At 56.3% G+C, this 15,769-nt stretch carries 12 protein-coding genes; 3 read left to right on the plus strand and 9 right to left on the minus strand.

Annotated elements, in window-relative coordinates; genetic code table 11:
• Positions 1–25: 25 nt before the first annotated feature.
• The 3 genes from ACVKSX_RS15450 to yjbE all read right to left on the minus strand — a co-directional run bounded on the left by ACVKSX_RS15450 (position 26) and on the right by yjbE (position 3,361).
• Complete coding sequence (locus tag ACVKSX_RS15450) at positions 26–2,353, minus strand: Tex family protein (RefSeq protein ID WP_354439444.1); 2,328 nt, start codon at positions 2,351–2,353, stop codon at positions 26–28.
• A 103-nt stretch (positions 2,354–2,456) separates the two neighbouring features.
• Positions 2,457–2,930, minus strand: coding sequence for a transcription elongation factor GreB (gene greB / locus ACVKSX_RS15455; RefSeq protein ID WP_010253180.1), 474 nt, complete (start codon positions 2,928–2,930; stop codon positions 2,457–2,459).
• Between the two features lie 182 nt (positions 2,931–3,112).
• The gene (yjbE, locus tag ACVKSX_RS15460; protein WP_010253177.1) at positions 3,113–3,361 is read right to left on the minus strand and encodes an exopolysaccharide production protein YjbE; all 249 of its coding nucleotides are present in this window, start codon (positions 3,359–3,361) and stop codon (positions 3,113–3,115) included.
• 537 nt (positions 3,362–3,898) lie between these two features.
• Here yjbE and ompR point away from each other — a divergent pair.
• Both ompR and envZ read left to right on the plus strand, forming a co-directional pair.
• Entirely contained in the window at positions 3,899–4,618 is a 720-nt protein-coding gene (gene ompR / locus ACVKSX_RS15465; protein ID WP_003853014.1) for an osmolarity response regulator transcription factor OmpR, read from the plus strand.
• Positions 4,615–5,982 (plus strand): two-component system sensor histidine kinase EnvZ, encoded by a 1,368-nt coding sequence (envZ, locus tag ACVKSX_RS15470; RefSeq protein WP_010253168.1) that lies wholly within the window; start codon positions 4,615–4,617, stop codon positions 5,980–5,982. The genes ompR and envZ overlap by 4 nt, the downstream gene beginning before the upstream one ends.
• Positions 5,983–6,021: 39 nt before the next feature.
• Here envZ and pckA read toward each other — a convergent pair whose 3' ends face one another.
• The 5 genes from pckA to ACVKSX_RS15495 all read right to left on the minus strand — a co-directional run bounded on the left by pckA (position 6,022) and on the right by ACVKSX_RS15495 (position 12,184).
• Positions 6,022–7,641 carry a phosphoenolpyruvate carboxykinase (ATP) gene (pckA, locus tag ACVKSX_RS15475; protein ID WP_010253165.1) on the minus strand — a complete coding sequence of 540 codons (1,620 nt, stop codon included), beginning with the start codon at positions 7,639–7,641 and terminating at the stop codon, positions 6,022–6,024.
• A 368-nt stretch (positions 7,642–8,009) separates the two neighbouring features.
• Complete coding sequence (gene hslO, locus ACVKSX_RS15480; RefSeq protein WP_010671560.1) at positions 8,010–8,876, minus strand: Hsp33 family molecular chaperone HslO; 867 nt, start codon at positions 8,874–8,876, stop codon at positions 8,010–8,012.
• 49 nt (positions 8,877–8,925) lie between these two features.
• A complete protein-coding gene (gene hslR, locus ACVKSX_RS15485) occupies positions 8,926–9,330 on the minus strand; it encodes a ribosome-associated heat shock protein Hsp15 (RefSeq protein WP_010253159.1) in 405 nt (134 codons plus the stop codon).
• 13 nt (positions 9,331–9,343) lie between these two features.
• On the minus strand, positions 9,344–9,991 hold the full coding sequence (gene yrfG / locus ACVKSX_RS15490) for a GMP/IMP nucleotidase (RefSeq protein WP_354439447.1): 648 nt from the start codon (positions 9,989–9,991) through the stop codon (positions 9,344–9,346).
• A 57-nt stretch (positions 9,992–10,048) separates the two neighbouring features.
• Positions 10,049–12,184, minus strand: coding sequence for an intracellular growth attenuator family protein (locus ACVKSX_RS15495; protein WP_033773015.1), 2,136 nt, complete (start codon positions 12,182–12,184; stop codon positions 10,049–10,051).
• Between the two features lie 391 nt (positions 12,185–12,575).
• On the opposite strand from ACVKSX_RS15495, the gene nudE reads away from it, so the two are divergent.
• A complete protein-coding gene (nudE, locus tag ACVKSX_RS15500; RefSeq protein ID WP_010253151.1) occupies positions 12,576–13,139 on the plus strand; it encodes an ADP compounds hydrolase NudE in 564 nt (187 codons plus the stop codon).
• A 73-nt stretch (positions 13,140–13,212) separates the two neighbouring features.
• On the opposite strand, the gene mrcA is transcribed toward nudE, so the two are convergent.
• The gene (gene mrcA / locus ACVKSX_RS15505; protein ID WP_354439448.1) at positions 13,213–15,762 is read right to left on the minus strand and encodes a peptidoglycan glycosyltransferase/peptidoglycan DD-transpeptidase MrcA; all 2,550 of its coding nucleotides are present in this window, start codon (positions 15,760–15,762) and stop codon (positions 13,213–13,215) included.
• Positions 15,763–15,769: the final 7 nt, after the last annotated feature.

Below are 15,769 nucleotides of genomic sequence, written 5' to 3' on the forward strand. Positions count from 1 at the left end.
GCCAGGCAGTGGCCCCCTGAAAAGCTTAGCGTTTTTTACCGAAAGCCGCAGCCAGCGCATCACCCATCGCACTGTTACCTGCTGACGAGCTGACCGGACGCGGACGACCTTTCGCGTTGTTCTGACGTTTCTCTTCGCGCGGAGCAGCGTTCTTCGCGCCACCACGGGCATTGCCTTCGCCTGGCTGCTCATCAAGACGCATGGTCAGAGCAATACGCTTGCGCTGGAGATCGACCTCCATCACTTTCACTTTGACGATATCGCCCGCTTTCACCACCTGATGCGGATCTTCCACGAAGCGATCGGAGAGCGAAGAGATATGCACCAGGCCATCCTGATGCACGCCGATATCCACAAATGCACCGAAGTTGGTCACGTTAGTGACGGCACCTTCGAGGATCATGCCCGGCGTCAGATCGTTCAGCGTCTCTACGCCTTCAGCGAACTGTGCAGTTTTAAACTCAGGACGCGGATCGCGGCCCGGCTTCTCCAGCTCTTTCATGATGTCGGTGACGGTCGGCAGACCAAAACGGTCATCAATGAAATCGCGGGCGCTGAGATTACGCAGGCTGCCTGCGTTGCCCATCAGATCGCTCAGTGCCTGCTCGGTGGCGGCCAGGATGCGCTCCACCACCGGGTAGGCTTCCGGATGCACAGTTGAGGCATCCAGCGGGTTATCGCCATGGTTGATGCGCAGGAAGCCCGCACACTGCTCAAAGGCTTTTGGCCCAAGGCGGCTCACTTTCAGCAACTGCTGACGGTTCTGGAAGCGGCCATGCTCATCACGCCAGCCGACAATATTCTGCGCCATCATGCGCGTCAGGCCCGCCACGCGGGTCAGCAGCGGCACCGAGGCGGTGTTGAGGTCAACGCCGACGGCGTTCACGCAATCTTCCACTACCGCGTCGAGTTTCTTCGCCAGCTGGCTCTGACTGACGTCATGCTGATACTGACCCACACCGATCGATTTCGGGTCGATTTTCACCAGCTCAGCCAGCGGATCCTGCAAACGTCGGGCAATCGACACCGCGCCGCGCAGCGAAACATCGAGATCCGGGAACTCCAGCGCCGCCAGTTCTGAGGCCGAATAGACAGATGCGCCAGCTTCACTGACAATCACTTTCTGCGCCGTGACCTGCGGGAACTGCTGCTGCAGATCCAGGAAGAAGCGCTCAGTTTCACGTGAAGCGGTGCCGTTGCCAATCGCCACCAGCTCAACCTGATGCTTAATGCAGAGTGCCGCTACGGCGGCCGCGGCTTTCGCTGTCTGGCCGGTATGCGGATAGACGGTATCGGTCGCGACGACCTTGCCGGTGGCATCGACCACCGCCACTTTGACACCGGTGCGCAGGCCTGGGTCCAGCCCCATGGTGGCGCGCATACCGGCGGGAGCGGCCATCAGCAGATCGTGCAGGTTGCGGGCAAAGACGTTAATCGCTTCATCTTCTGCGCGTTCGCGCACCGTGCCCATCAGCTCCGTTTCCAGATGCAGCATCACCTTGATGCGCCACGTCCAGCTCACCACCGCTTTACGCCAGCTGTCGGCAGGAGCGTTATTCAGGCGCAGGTTCAGGTGCTCAGCAATCAGCGTTTCACCATGGCTTTCACGCGGTGCTTCATCAAACTGCGGATCGGCATTCAGCGACAGTTGCAGCACGCCTTCGTTGCGGCCACGCAGCATCGCCAGCGCACGGTGCGACGGCACGCCGCTGAGCGCTTCGTGGTGATCAAAGTAGTCGCGGAACTTCGCGCCCGCTTCCTCTTTGCCTTCCACCACGCGTGACACCAGATGGGCATTTTTCCACAGGTAATTGCGCACCTTCGCCAGCAGCGCGGCATCTTCAGCGAAACGCTCCATCAGAATGTAGCGGGCACCATCCAGCGCGGCACGGACGTCGGCGACGCCTTTGTCGGCATCGACATACTGTTCGGCAAGCTGCTCAGGAATGTGAGACGGCTCCTGCCACAGTGTCTCCGCCAGCGGCTCCAGACCCGCTTCGATAGCGATCTGTCCACGCGTCCGGCGTTTCTGTTTGTAGGGCAGGTAGAGATCTTCAAGCTCGGTTTTGCTGAGGGTGGTGTTGATCGCGCGGGCGAGGTCGTCAGTGAGTTTCCCCTGATCGTCAATCGACTTCAGAATCGACTGGCGTCGCTCTTCAAGTTCACGCAGATAGCTGAGGCGGGTTTCCAGCTGGCGCAACTGGGTATCATCCAGCCCGCCGGTGACCTCTTTACGATAGCGTGCGATAAACGGCACGGTATTCCCTTCATCCAGCAGGCGAACGGCGGCGTCAACTTGCTCTGGACGCGCCTGGAGCTCACTGGCAATTATCTGGCTCAGAACTTTCATCATCAGGATTGTCTTGCTTTCCGGGTTGAGAAATAGCCGACAGTTATACGGATTGATGGTTAAAATTGCCAGAGACGCGGGCGGCTTTCAGAGATAATCTGAAGGGTTATTGCGGGTAGTCAATCGCGTTGATATACCACAGTGCCGGCCCCACTGGCGTCTCGACGGTGGCGGCATCGCCGACCTCTTTTTTCAGCAGCGCCCGCGCCATGGGCGAGTCGATGGAGATGTAATCTTTGCGGCCAAAAATCTCATCGTAGCCCACAATGCGGAAGCGTTTGAGGTCGCCCTCATCGTTTTCAATTTCCACCCAGGCGCCAAAGAAGACTTTGCCATCCTGCTGGGGTGAATAGTCAACGATACGCAGCTGTTCAAGACTTTTGGTCAGATAGCGAACGCGACGGTCGATTTCACGCAGCCGTTTTTTGTTGTACTGATAATCGGCATTTTCACTGCGATCGCCAAGACTGGCAGCCCAGGTGACTTTTTTTGTCACTTCCGGTCGCTCTTCACGCCAGAGATAGTCGAGTTCTGCTTTCAGCTTATCGAAGCCTTCGCGGGTAATGAGTCGGGTTTTCATGCTATACCGGCCAGAGAGATCCAAAGAGGAACAGTGTAAGACAAAGGGGGCGCGGCAAAAAAGGGCGGGGAAAGGGTTTTTAAAGGCTAAAAACCCACGTTGACTTCCCCGGCGGCGAAAGGGTTGGTGCTGAACAACAATCTGAAGCCAGTAATCTGAAGCTGTAAAAGAAGTCGTGATACTTATTTACCGGCGTGAGTCGCCGTGGTGGTCGATGTACCGGTGCTGTGACCGTCACCGCCGCCGCCGCCCATGGTGGCCAGCGCAACGCCCAGCAGGGCTGCGACTGCGCCAACACCGATGGCGTTAGAGTTACCTTGTGCTGTGGTGGTTGCCGCTGCGCCAGCTGCTTCACCGGTGGCTGTGGCAGCATAAGCTGGAGTGACGCTGCTTAATGCCAGCGCGCTCAGCAGTAAAATTGTTTTTTTCATTGTGTGTAATCCCCGTTGAGACATCGAATGTTGCCTGAGCAGTCTGGTTGAAAACGGAGAAGGCGAAAAGTTGGCTTTACTGATTGATTTAACGGACTTTAATTTCAACTGGTCTTGCTGGTGGCACCGCTGAAACTAATCCGAGAGGAGAGTGGGGCGTTACGCAGGTTTGCTGGAATATTATGCTGCCTGGCTACTGTTGAGGTAGATTATCTGGAGCTTATCCACAGTGATGGCTGATCATTAAGTCAAATTGTCTGCTAACTTGCTGAATTCGTTCATCGAATAAAAACTGGCCCGCTTCTGACGCCAGCGATTCAGAGAAACAGAGCCGTTTTTTCAGATTTGCCGTAACAGGGGCCGGGCAGCACCAGACGCGTTAAAACTGCCCCGAAATCGCCTTAAATCAAATATAAGCTCCTGTTTAATATGCTTTGTAACAATTTTGGCTAGAATATAAACCATTAATGACTGTCACTATAAGGCATCTTTTTTTAACAATGTTGGCTCAGGCAATAGCGCCTTTGGGAGTTGAAAATGCAAGAGAACTACAAAATTCTGGTCGTCGATGATGATATGCGTCTGCGTGCACTGCTTGAACGCTATCTCACCGAGCAGGGCTTTCAGGTGCGCAGTGTCGCTAATGCCGAGCAGATGGATCGTCTGTTAACCCGTGAATCCTTTCATCTGATGGTGCTCGACCTGATGTTGCCGGGCGAGGATGGTCTCTCTATCTGCCGTCGTCTGCGCAGTCAGAGCAACCCGATGCCGATTATTATGGTGACCGCCAAGGGCGAAGAGGTGGATCGTATCGTGGGGCTGGAGATCGGCGCTGACGACTATATTCCTAAACCCTTTAACCCGCGTGAGCTGCTGGCGCGCATCCGTGCGGTGCTGCGCCGTCAGGCCAATGAACTGCCAGGCGCGCCTTCGCAGGAAGAGGCGATCATCGCCTTTGGTAAGTTCAAACTTAACCTCGGCACCCGCGAGATGTTCCGTGAAGATGAGCCGATGCCGCTGACCAGCGGTGAGTTTGCGGTGCTGAAAGCACTGGTCAGCCACCCGCGTGAGCCGCTGTCTCGCGATAAGCTGATGAACCTGGCGCGTGGCCGTGAATACAGCGCCATGGAACGTTCGATTGACGTCCAGATCTCCCGCCTGCGTCGCATGGTGGAAGAGGATCCTGCGCACCCGCGTTATATCCAGACCGTCTGGGGTCTGGGCTACGTCTTTGTGCCGGACGGCAGTAAAGCATGAAGCGACTGCGCTTCTCGCCTCGCAGTTCGTTTGCCCGCACCCTGCTGCTGATCGTTACCCTGCTGTTTGTCAGCCTGGTAACGACCTATCTGGTCGTGCTGAACTTCGCCATTCTTCCCAGCCTGCAACAGTTCAATAAGGTGCTCGCTTACGAAGTTCGTATGCTGATGACCGACCGGTTGCAGCTGGAAGATGGCACGCAGCTGGAAGTGCCACCGGCGTTTCGCCGGGAAATCTACCGCGAACTGGGGATCTCGCTCTACACCAATGCAGCAGCAGAGGAGAGCGGATTGCGATGGGCGCAGCACTATGAATTCCTGAGCGAGCAGATGGGCCAGCAGCTTGGCGGTCCCACCGATGTGCGGGTTGAGGTTAACAAAAACTCGCCCGTCGTCTGGCTGAAAACCTGGCTGTCGCCCGATATCTGGGTGCGGGTGCCGCTGACTGAGATTCATCAGGGCGACTTCTCGCCGCTGTTCCGCTACACCCTGGCGATTATGCTGCTGGCGATTGGCGGTGCCTGGCTGTTTATCCGCATCCAGAACCGACCGCTGGTGGATCTGGAGCACGCCGCTCTGCAGGTCGGGCGCGGGATTATTCCGCCGCCGCTGCGCGAGTATGGCGCGTCAGAAGTGCGATCGGTGACCCGCGCCTTTAACCAGATGGCGGCCGGGGTGAAGCAGCTGGCGGATGACCGCACGCTGTTAATGGCGGGCGTCAGCCACGATTTGCGAACGCCGCTGACCCGTATTCGTCTCGCCACCGAAATGATGAGCGAGCAGGATGGCTACCTGGCCGAATCGATTAATAAAGATATCGAAGAGTGCAACGCCATTATCGAACAGTTCATCGACTACCTGCGTACCGGTCAGGAGATGCAGACTGAGCGCGCCGACCTTAACAGTGTGCTGGGCGAAGTGGTGGCCGCTGAAAGCGGCTATGAACGTGAGATCGAAAATGCGGTGATGCCGGAAGAGTTAATGCTGGATATCAACCCGCTGTCGATTAAACGGGCACTGGCTAACCTGGTGGTCAACGCCGCGCGATACGGTAATGGCTGGATCAGGGTCAGTAGCGGACGGGAACTGCATCGTGCCTGGTTCCAGGTGGAAGATGATGGACCTGGCATCAAGCCGGATCAGCTGGCGCATCTGTTCCAGCCCTTTGTGCGCGGCGACAGCGCCCGCAGCACCAGCGGTACCGGTCTGGGCCTGGCGATCGTGCAGCGTATCATTGATGCCCATCAGGGCTCGCTGGAGATTGGCGAGAGCGAACGCGGCGGTTTACGCATTCGTGCCTGGTTGCCGTTAGTGGAAAGCATGGCGCTGAGCCACAACAACGGCAGCAACAGCGTGTCGGGATGATAAAAACGGCGCGGCAGTTTCATTGCCGCGCCGCTTCTTTTAGCGTTGCGGGCCAGCTTTCACCAGCGCAGCACCTGCGGCGTTATCCGTGTACTTGTCGAAGTTATCAATAAAGCGCTGCGCCAGACCTTCGGCGGCGGCGGTCCACTTCTCCTCACTCTCCCAGCTACGACGCGGATCGAGCGTATCACTATCCAGTTCGCCCAGCGTAACCGGCATCTGCAGATTAAAGATCGGCAGCGTTTCCATCGGCGCATCATCCAGCTCACCCGCCAGAATGGCATTGATAATGGCGCGGGTATTCTTCAGTGAGATGCGTTTGCCGCTGCCGTTCCAGCCGGTATTGACCAGATAAGCCTGCGCACCGGACGCCTCCATCCGTTTCACCAGCACTTCCGCATACTGCGTCGGATGCAGCATCAGGAACGCCGCGCCGAAACAGGCGGAGAAGGTGGGGGTCGGCTCAGTGACGCCACGCTCGGTCCCCGCCAGTTTGGCGGTGAAACCTGACAGGAAATGATACTGCGTCTGCTCCGGTGTCAGACGTGAAACCGGTGGCAGCACGCCAAACGCATCGGCGGTCAGGAAAATCACTTTCTTCGCGTGGCCCGCTTTTGAGACCGGCTGCACGATATTGTCGATGTGATTGATCGGATAGGAGACGCGGGTGTTTTCGGTTTTGCTGCCGTCGTCGTAATCGACGCTGCCATCTTCGCGAACCACCACATTTTCCAGCAGCGCATTGCGGCGAATGGCGCGGTAGATCTCCGGCTCAGCCTGCTCAGAGAGGTTGATGGTTTTGGCGTAGCAGCCGCCCTCGAAGTTAAACACGCCATCATCGTCCCAGCCGTGCTCATCATCGCCGATCAGCTGGCGGTCAGGATCGGTAGAGAGTGTGGTTTTACCGGTGCCCGAGAGGCCAAAGAAGACCGCCACATCGCCCGCTTTACCCACGTTTGCAGAGCAGTGCATCGAGGCGATGCCTTTCAGCGGCAGCAGGTAGTTCATGATGGCGAACAGACCTTTCTTCATCTCGCCGCCGTACCAGGTTCCGCCAATCAGCTGCATGCGTTCAGTCAGATTGAAGGCGACAAAGTTTTCAGAGTGAAGACCCTGCGCCTGCCAGTCTGGATTGGTGCATTTGGCGCCGTTCATCACCACAAAGTCGGGAGTGAATTCGGCCAGTTCAGCGTCGTCAGGCTGGATGAACATGTTCTTCACGAAGTGTGCCTGCCAGGCCACTTCGGTGACAAAACGTACGCTCAGACGGGAATCGGCATTGGCACCACAGAACGCATCCACCACAAACAGGCGCTTGCCGGAAAGCTGGCGGGTGACGCAGCTTTTCAGCGCGTTCCAGGTCTCCTGCGACAGGGGCTGATTGTCGTTTTTGCCGGTGCCCTGGTCGTTCCACCACAGGGTATCGCGCGTGGTGTCGTCACGCACAATGTACTTATCCTTTGGCGATCGCCCGGTGAAAATCCCGGTGTCTACTGCAATCGCGCCGCTCTGCGTCAGGGTGCCACGAGCAAAACCTTCGAGGTCCGGGCGCGTCTCTTCCTGAAAAAGCGTGTCGTAATCAGGGTTGTAAACCACTTCCGTGGTATCCACGATGCCCAAAGCGGCAAGGTCTTGCGAGGTCAGGCCGTTAACGCGCATTTTACTGCTCCTTAAATCGGTGTCTGTTCTGCAAAGCAGAGATAGGTTGGGATCGTGCCACCGGCTGTTGTATCGGGTGCGGCAAATCACTGATAGTCGACTGCGCTTCGTCACGACAGCCTGCAAAGATCACCGGGCAATTCAGGGCATCTGCCTCTGGCTTCCGGGCGTTTGCACGATCGCGCGCAGTTTACTCTTCTGCGTTAAGGGAAAAAGGGCAGTGATCTAAAAATGCGACTCAGGGCGCGTTAAGGCTATGTTTCGAACGTTTAAAAGATGTTATGAAAGTAAAAAAAGATAATTTGTCTGAAAAATTATGGGGATAGGCATGGGCGGCGGGGAAGGGGCGGCAGAAGCCGCCCGATAAATCAGTGAAGCTGGTTATTATTCTCAAGGGAGTGGCTGCGAATACCGGCGATATCGACGGCGTCAAACACGTAGTTTGAGCCGCAATAGTCGCAGTGCATGTCGATTTTGCCATCTTCCGCGATGATCTCATCAACCTCTTCCTGCGGCAGCGTGGTCAGTACTTCGCCACAGCGCTCACGCGAGCAGGTGCATTTGTAGATCACTGGCTGCGGATCGTAGAGGGTGACCTCTTCCTGATGGTAGAGACGCCACAGCGCTTCATTCGCAGGCAGATCGATCAGCTCTTCCGTTTTAATGGTTTCGGTCAGCGTTGCCAGATGGTCGAAAACCTCTTTCTCCGTATCCTGCGCCGGCATCACCTGCAGCAGAATACCCGCGGCGCCTTTGTCGCTGGTGCGGATAAACAGCCGCGTTGGCAGCTGCTCTGAGCGCATGAAGTAATCTTCCAGGCACTCCGCCAGGGTTTCACCTTCCAGTCCCACCACACCCTGATAACGTTCGCCCTTTTCAGGGGAAATGGTGATCACCAGATAGCCATTGCCCACCATGCTTTTCAGGGTACTGTCGTCCGGGATGTCGCCTTTGATGCGCGCTACGCCGCGCAGTTCCTGGTTGTTGTTACCGTTGATCACCGCCAGCGACAGCGGACCGTCACCCTGCAATTGCACGGTGATTTCGCCATCAAACTTCAGCGTGGCAGTCAGCAGGCTGGTGGCGACCAGCATCTCACCCAGCAGCGTTTTAACCGGTGCCGGATAATCATGGTTCTTTACGGTTTCACGCCAGGTGTCAGAGACGTTCACCAGCTCGCCGCGCACGGCGGCATTTTCAAACAGATAACGGTGCAGTTGATCCTGGGCTGACATATTTTTTCTCTCACTGGTACGGGGCGATGGCGCGTCAGCTAAGACGGCGTTATTCATCGCCCGATAATTTAAACTTCATCAAATCGCGACGCTCTTTTTTGTCAGGTCGCCGATCGGGATGGGGCATAGTCAGCGCATTCATTTTGCGCGCCTGCGCCATTTTTTCGCGTTTTTCAATGCTGGCATCGGTTTCGCGATAGAGCTGCTGGGCCTCGCTGGCGGGACGGCGCTGAGCGCTGATGTCCGCCACCACCACGGTGCGTTCATCGTTGCCCTGACGCAGTGTCAGTTCCGCATTCAGCTCTACCACCTTGCCGGGTTTGCTGCGCTGGCCGTTGTAATGCACTTTGCCGCCTTCAATCATCTCCCGCGCAATCGCCCGGGTTTTGTAAAAGCGCGCGGCCCACAGCCACTTGTCGAGGCGTACCTCTTCGCTGCTTTTCTCTTTCTTCATTGCTGCTCCTGACTCAGATCAGCGTCCGGTAGTCGCCGGTGGCGCGATGACGCTGAATGATTTGCTCAGGACGACCCGAATCGGGGTTCTTTACGCCTAAGCACTCGCCGATGCCCCATGACGTCGCAGCATCCAGAATCACTTCGCTATCATCGATAAACAGCGTGCGCGGCGCAGAAATGCCGGTGTGCTGTTGTACCGCCTTCCATAAACGTTGGTCTTCTTTCGGATACCCAAAGGTATGGGTGGAAAGTAATAAATCAAGGTGCGGCGCTAAACCTGTCTGCGCCAGTTTGACGTCCAGATTGTAAGGATGCGCGTTGGTCAGCAGGATAGTGGACTTGCCCGCGCGGCGCAGAGCCTGCAAAAAAGGCAACGTATCGTCACGCAGCGCAATGCGGCTGCGCATCGCCCAGGTCATGGCACGGATGTCCAGCGCCAGCGCTTCTGCCCAGTAATCCAGACAATACCAGTTTAGCGTATGGGCGACGGCCTGATACTTTTCCGCGATGATCGCTTCGGCTTCCGCCCGGGTGATGCCGCGTTGCTGACTGAGTTGTTCAGGCACATGCTCCAGCCAGAAGTGACGATCAAACGCCAAATCCAGCAGCGTGCCATCCATGTCGAGCAGCACGGTATCAATCTCAGACCAGTTGAGCATGCGGATGTTTCACCCTGTAAAAAAACCGGGCGACAGGGTAGCACAGAAGGGCAGGGCTCAGAATATCGGGCGCACGCTCTGCAAAGTGCCGAGGTTATGATTGAAGCACTTGTCGTAATAGTGCTGGATATCGATCATGCGCTGGCGATTAAGGTGCATACGGCGCAGCGCCAGTAACCCATTGATCACACCGCAGGTCAGCAGCACCAATAGCAGCAATACGGTGCCGAGATAGCGCCACTGCGCCATGGCATCCGGTTCATTGTGCAGCACGATGTGACGCGTGCCGTTGGCATCCGTTGAAATGCTGGTGATGATGCCGCTGGCGCTGAAAGGCGTATGCAGCAGCATGGCGGAGATACGTTGCAGTTCGCGCCACTGAGAGGGCGGATCGAGATCAAACAGCGACACGGTTGGCTGAGGCTGATTCACCAGCTGGCGACCCTCGTCGCTGACGATCAGAAAACCCCCTGGCGGCGGGCTGTTAAGATTTTCTGCCGCCCGACGGGTTTCGCGGAAAAAGAAGGTCGAGGTGGCGGTATTGACCAGGTTTTCCAGGGCTTCGGCACTGACCGGCCGCAGCAGCACATTCATGCCGTTTAGCTGGCCGGAATCTGCGCGACGCATCAGCGCTTCCCAGTCTTTGGCATTGCCCAGGTTCACCAGCGCATTTTTCAGGCGCATACAATCCTGTGGCTGATTACAGAGATCCTGCGTTTTCATCACCAGATCGGAGAAGTCATCCAGCAGGATCATGCCGGACTTCTGAATCGCGGAGGCCAGCTGCGGATTCAGTTTAGGATCGGTATTGGTTTCCGGATGCAGCTGCTTTGTGGTGGTCTCCAGCAGAGCAGCGGCTTTATCAATAATGTCCGATTGTGGCTGCGGCAACGGCGTGGCGTTATTCCAGTAGACTGCCGAGCAGTCGAACGGCATGAAGGCGTAACTTCGGTTGCTCTGATAGTTGTCCGGCACCGAACACATGCCGGTACCGCTCACTTTGAGGTTGTCGCCAATATTCAGGGGCACGCTGCTGAGTTTATCGACGCTGCTGACCTCCAGGCTGTCAGTGCCCCTGGCCCAGGCCAGACTGAGTTTGATCGGCATGCCGAGCGGGATCCAGGTGACCAGCATGGTCAGCACCATCAGTGAACCACAGGCCAGCACCACGTTTTTCCGCCAGCGCTGAATAGGGAAGTTTTTGACTTCATCCTGCAGCGACAGGAAGCGACCCTGACGCACCACCTGACGGTTAAGGTAGATCTCCACATCCGTCACCTGTCCCAGATCGTGCGCGACATAAGGCTGCCAGTGTGGTGGATAGGCGAGGTCAATAATCCCCAGCGTGATATTGCTCTGCTCCTGGTTCGATTCGCTGAACAGGCCCCAGCGCTTTGGCGCGCCGCGCAGGCAGTGTATGTCACGCAGGCCGCGCTCACCCGGAATGCGGTAGAGCAGCCACAGGCTGGCGGCAATCATGACTGCACCCGTCAGCACCAGCCAGATCATCAGCGTTGCGGGGACTAACAGGCTGAAGAAGAAGAGTAAGAAGGCAAGAGAGATGATCACCGCTTCACGCGTGCCATCTGGCCGCGACAGACGATACTCTTCCGGCGTCTCTTTGCGCACCTGCAGCAGTTCGACGTTTTCCGTTTCCGCTTTGCGGATAGAGGCGTTGGTCGACACCGGACGCATCAGCGTCGGCAGCGATTGCTGATCCACGGCGTAATCCACCAGCGAGTGGCCGTTCAGCGAGATCACCAGCGGAATAGATTGGGTGCGGATTAACTCAACGTAGTTTTCGTCGGCGATGTACTGCTCCCACAGCGGCGGCAGATGAACTTCAACTTCATCAAGGTAGTAGCGCCATTTATGGGGATCGTCCGTAGAGAGTCCGTAGCGGGTAATCGCACGGGTAACGGGATAGACATTGTTGCTCTGTGCCGTCAGCGTCAGACGTTCGGACGCGCTGCGCTTATCGGTCGTCACCGTAGTACGGGGCTGCTTTTCCAGCGCGGCGACATACTTATCAACCGCCTCACGCTCCTGAGCAGAGAGTTTACGGCAGGGCGGACTGATAAATGGCAGAGGTTTCGCCAACGGCGGACGATGCCGCATAGCGTACCAGAACCCAATGCCTGCCAGGATTGAACAGGTCAGCACTATGGCCAGGATCATCAAGATTGTGCTCATGCTCTGCTCAATTCAGCCAAAATGCTGCCTTCACTTTAAACTTTCGCTTTCGGTTATGCTCACTATAAAAGAGGCATTCCGGAAGATTATATAACCCTGAGGAGTCAGACACCCGATGAAATAGTGCCAGCGTATATCTGATTAGCATTTGTTAAACCCTGCCTTGTCCGAATGGTAACCGGCTCAGACTGGATTAAATATCGGTATTATCTGAAACTTATCGCAGCATATTGACTAATGCAAATTTAGTCTTAACTGATAACCAAAGGCTGTTATTCAATCGATGTAATCTGTGTAACGATAACGTGATTGTCTGACTGTCGCACAATTGCCTGTGGTTAGGTATGCTAATTCGCTCCAGATAGCCGGCGCAAAATAATTTGAGGCTGATATGAAAATTCCAAAAAAACCTGACATCCTCAATATCACCGCCGTGGCACGTTCACGGTTATTCACCATTGAATCGGTCGATCTGACTTTCAGCAATGGTGCGCATCGCGTTTATGAGCGGATGAAGCCCTCAGAGCGTGAAGCGGTGATGATTGTGCCGATTATTGATGACCATCTGATCCTGATTCAGGAGTATGCCGTCGGACTGGAAACCTATGAGCTTGGTTTCCCCAAGGGGCTGATCGATTCAGGTGAAACCGTGAATGAAGCGGCAGTTCGCGAACTGAAAGAAGAGGTCGGTTTTGGTGCCGATCAGCTGACAACGCTGGGCAAACTCACCATGGCACCCTCTTACTTTTCCAGCAAAATGAACATCGTGGTGGCGGAAGGTCTTTACGCTGAAAAGCTGGAAGGCGATGAGCCGGAGCCGCTGATTGTCCACCGCTGGCCGCTGAGCGATATGATGTCGCTGCTGGATGAGCCCGATTTCCGCGAGGCACGTAATGTCAGTGCGCTGTTTATGGCGCGCGAATGGCTGGTGAAGCAGGGGCGGCTGAGTTACTGAATATCATCTGTGACTGAATAAAAAAAGGCCGACTGACGTCGGCCTTTTTTACAGTGCGGTTTCGTGGGTCACATCAGAACAGCTCGTGACTCTCACCGTTATCCATAATGGTGGTACCCACATCATGAACCGAATATTCGGTTGGCTGGGTGCCATTGATGAAGTACTCCTGACGGGTGTTACCCCCCCCATTTGCCAGCTTGCCGGTGCTGCGATCGATCGTCACCGTGACCACACCATCCGGCGGCGTTAACGGCTGCACCGGTACACCATCCAGCGCACTCTTCATGTACTCATCCCATGCTGGTTGCGCGCTCTTCGCACCGCCTTCATAGCCCGAAATCTGATCGGGAATGGCGCCGGAGAGCGTGCTGCGGCCCAGATTGCGGCGCGCATCATCAAAGCCGATCCAGACTGAGGTGACCACGCCAGGGCCGTAACCCGAGAACCAGGCATCTTTCGAGCTGTTAGTGGTACCGGTTTTACCGCCGATATCATTACGCTTGAGGTCACGCCCGGCACGCCAGCCTGTTCCCATCCAGCCCGGTTCGCCAAAGATGTTACTGTTCAGCGCGCTCTTGATCAGGAAGGTGAGCGGGGTGTTGATCACGTGGGGTGCATATTGCTGCTCACCCTGTTGTGCCTGAGCGGGAACCTGCTCCAGTTCAGGCTGTGGAACGGCCTGATTCTGGTTGTTATTAGAGGCTGCAACGTTCTCGACGCTCTCTTCATTCAGGGCCAGCGCTTTTTTGGTCTCGCCGTAGATCACCGGCAGATTGCACTGCGGGCAGGCGATCTTCGGTTTCTCTTCAAATACGAGGCCGCCCTGTTCGTTCTCAATCCGGGTGATGAAGTAAGGATCGACCAGGAAGCCGCCATTCGCCATCACGGAGTAGCCGCGCACCACCTGTAACGGGGTAAACGAGGCCGCACCTAATGCCAGCGATTCGGTGTGAACAATGTTCTGAGCCGGGAAACCAAAGCGCTGCAGATACTCAGCGGCGTAATCCACGCCCATCGCACGCATCGCACGCACCATCACCACGTTTTTCGACTGGCCTAAACCCTGACGCAGACGAATCGGACCATCGTAAGTTGGCGGGGAGTTCTTGGGACGCCAGTCAGCACCCGCACCCGCATCCCAGCGTGAAATCGGCACATCGTTAAGGATTGAGGCGAGCGTCAGCCCGCGATCCATTGCGGCGGTATAGAGGAAAGGCTTGATGTTAGAGCCGACCTGACGCAGCGCCTGGGTCGCACGGTTAAACATGCTCTGGTTAAAGGCAAAGCCGCCTACCAGCGCGCGCACCGCACCATCATTCGGATCCAGCGAGACCAGCGCCGAGTTCACATCCGGCACCTGGCCCAGCCACCACTCATCACCCACCTTGCGCACCCAGATCTGCTGGCCTGCCTGCAATACCTGCGTCACGCTTTTCGGCGTCGGGCCCTGCACGGTGTCAGACTTATAAGGACGCGCCCAGCGCACACCGGCTAATGCCAGCGACACATTGCTGCCATCTTTCAGCATCACCGTCGCTTCATCGCTGCGCGCTTCCGTTACGACTGCCGGATTGAGCGGACCATAGACCGGCAGCGTCTTCAGCGCTTTCTCAATCTTCGTCTGATCCCAGGCCGGTTCACCCACTTTCCACATCACGCTGGTCGGGCCGCGATAGCCATGACGCATATCGTAGGCCATGACGTTATTGCGAACTGAGGTCTGCGCGGCTTCCTGCAGGCGACGGGTCACGGTGGTGTAGACCTTGTAACCGTCGGTGTAGGCATTCTCACCGTAGCGTTTCACCATCTCCTGACGCACCATCTCGCTGAGATAGGGGGCAGAGAAAGCGATTTCCGGACCGTGATACTTCGCGACCAGCGGCGTATTACGCGCCTCATCATACTGCTGCTGCGTGATGTAATGCTGATCCAGCATACGCGCCAGCACCACGTTGCGGCGCGACAGGGCACGACTCGGCGAGTAAAGCGGGTTAAAGGTGGAAGGGGCTTTCGGCAGACCGGCAATCATCGCCATCTCACTCAGCGACAGCTGGTCAACCGGCTTACCAAAATAGACCTGTGAGGCTGCGCCAACGCCATAAGCACGGTAGCCGAGGTAGATCTTATTCAGGTAGAGCTCAAGTATTTCATCTTTGTTCAGCAACTGCTCAATGCGGATCGCCAGGAACGCTTCCTTTATTTTACGCATCAGGGTGCGTTCCGGGCTCAGGAAGAAGTTACGGGCCAGCTGCTGAGTGATAGTACTGGCACCCTGCGAGGCGTGACCGGAGACCAGCGCAACGCTGGCCGCACGGAAAATACCCACCGGATCAACACCATGGTGCTCATAAAAACGGCTATCTTCGGTCGCAATAAACGCTTTCACCATCACAGGTGGCACTTGCTGCAGAGTCAAAGGAATACGGCGCATTTCGCCATACTGGGCGATCAGATCGCCATCGGCGCTGTAAACCTGCATAGGGGTTTGCAGACGCACATCTTTCAGTGTGTTTACGTCGGGCAGCTGCGGCTCTATGTATTTGTATAAACCATAAATCGAGCCAGCTCCCAACAGGATGCAACACACTGCAAGGATCAATAAATACTTTACGAACTTCACCTGGAAT

This window comes from Pantoea sp. PvP021, from assembly GCF_054056055.1.